This is a genomic window from Variovorax glucosi (genome assembly GCF_051216695.1).
In the GTDB taxonomy this organism is placed as follows: Bacteria; Pseudomonadota; Gammaproteobacteria; order Burkholderiales; family Burkholderiaceae_C; genus Variovorax.
Map to the genome: position 1 here is coordinate 1 of NZ_JBPJZE010000188.1, position 1,248 is coordinate 1,248.

General features: G+C 65.2%; 3 protein-coding genes. 2 read left to right on the plus strand and 1 reads right to left on the minus strand.

Annotated elements, in window-relative coordinates; all coding sequences use genetic code 11:
• Positions 1–241 (minus strand): TetR/AcrR family transcriptional regulator (locus ACSFA3_RS24125; RefSeq protein ID WP_435507917.1); only part of this gene is annotated, 241 nt, incomplete at its 3' end.
• 131 nt (positions 242–372) lie between these two features.
• Here ACSFA3_RS24125 and ACSFA3_RS24130 point away from each other — a divergent pair.
• Both ACSFA3_RS24130 and ACSFA3_RS24135 read left to right on the plus strand, forming a co-directional pair.
• Complete coding sequence (locus ACSFA3_RS24130) at positions 373–810, plus strand: VOC family protein (RefSeq protein WP_435466363.1); 438 nt, start codon at positions 373–375, stop codon at positions 808–810.
• A gap of 53 nt (positions 811–863) precedes the next feature.
• A partial coding sequence (locus ACSFA3_RS24135) for an SRPBCC family protein (protein WP_435507918.1) occupies positions 864–1,248 on the plus strand: 385 nt, incomplete at its 3' end.

Below are 1,248 nucleotides of genomic sequence, written 5' to 3' on the forward strand. Positions count from 1 at the left end.
CCGCCGCGGCCAGGGCCGCCTCGCGCACCGCCAGCAACAGCTCCTGCCGGCTGCCGAAGTGCCTGTATGCCGCATTGGGCACCACACCCGCGCGCCGCGTGGCCTCGCGCAGCACCACCGCGCCGGGGCCGCCGTCGCGCGCCAGTTCGATGCCCGCGTCCAGCAGCGCCCGGCGCAGATCGCCGTGGCGATAGGTGCTGCGGGCGGGCGGCAGGCTGTCGGGGACGTTGTTGAGCTTCATTGCAATTCCATGTGGACACTGTCCATTATCCCTGTTATTCTTTGTGGACGGTGTACACAAACTAATCAAATTGTTTGCGGCCCATGACACCGGGGGCCTCCGAGTCACCTCTCCAATCCAAAGGAATCGCAATGAAAGTCCAGTCTTACCTCTCATTCGAAGGCCGCTGCGACGAAGCGCTCGGCTTCTACAAGAAGGCGCTCGGCGCCGAGGTCGTGCAGCTCATGCGCTACAGCGAAGCGCCTGCAGGAGCCCCTTCGGAGAATGCCGAAGCCGGTTGCGCCGGCGGCACGCCCGGTGCCGACAAGGTGATGCACGCGGTGTTCCGCATCGGCGACACCGAGTTGATGGCCTCCGACGGCCGCTGCTCGGGCCAGGCGAAGTTCGAGGGCATCATGCTCGCGCTCACCGCCAGCACCGACACCGAAGTCGTCAAGTGGTTCAACGCACTGGCCGAAGGCGGCCAGGTCATGCAGCCGCTGATGCCGACCTTCTTCACCTCGAACTTCGGCATGCTGACCGATCGCTTCGGCGTGGGCTGGCTGCTGGTCGTAGCGCAACCCACCTGATCCCGCGCACCTTCTTTCCATCCATATCCAGAATCTCCAGAGAGAGCCCTGCCATGCTCAAGAAAATTGCCCTCGTCGTCGTCCTCGCGATCGCCGCGCTGCTGATCTTCGCGGCCACCCGGCCCGACACCTTCCGCGTGGAACGCACCGCGCGCATCGACGCGCCGGCCGAGAAGATCTTTCCGCTGATCGACGACTTCCACCGCTGGAACGCCTGGTCGCCCTACGAAAAGCTCGACCCCGCAATGAAGCGCACCTTCGGCGGCACGGCGAGCGGCAAGGGCGCCACCTACGCCTGGGAGGGCAACGACAAGGCGGGCGCAGGGAGCATGGAGATCGTGGAGTCGGCGCCTTCGTCGAAGGTCGCGATCAAGCTCGACTTCATCAAGCCATTCGAAGGCCACAACACGGCCGAGTTCACGCTGCAGCCCCAGGGCA

Coding starts and splice junctions, on each gene's coding strand:
- ACSFA3_RS24130 (WP_435466363.1), top strand. CDS start 373: ATGAAAGTCCAGTCTTACCTCTCATTCGAAGGCCGCTGCGACGAAGCG.